This window comes from Mesorhizobium sp. GbtcB19 (genome assembly GCF_019091085.1).
Classification (GTDB): domain Bacteria; phylum Pseudomonadota; class Alphaproteobacteria; order Rhizobiales; family Rhizobiaceae; genus Mesorhizobium.
In genome coordinates this window covers 1-237 of sequence record NZ_JAGXJY010000510.1, presented here as the reverse complement: position 1 = coordinate 237, position 237 = coordinate 1, and the positions used below count along the sequence as shown (strand labels likewise).

Annotated in this window: 1 pseudogene; it reads right to left on the bottom strand. The window is 62.4% G+C overall.

Features of this window, described 5'->3' with window-relative positions:
- A pseudogene (locus KVT37_RS32865) lies at positions 1–237 on the bottom strand (hypothetical protein); the annotation flags it as partial.

The window sequence follows — 237 nt, the reverse complement described above, 5'->3', positions numbered from 1 at the left end:
GCGTCGTAGCTCTTCGCGTAGTTGGCGAAGGCGGTCTGCAGCGAGTCCGGCTGCGACGTCGCGGGGCAGGGGCCGGTCGGGTCGAAGGACGTGCCTACAGGCGCGACCTGGTTGAAGACGTAGCGTTTCTCGCAGACATCGACCTTCGGAGGCACCTTGGTGATCTCGAAATTGTCGTAGCCGACCTTCAGCAACTTCCAGAAGTCGTAGTTCGGGTCGTTGCGGTAGCGCGCCATG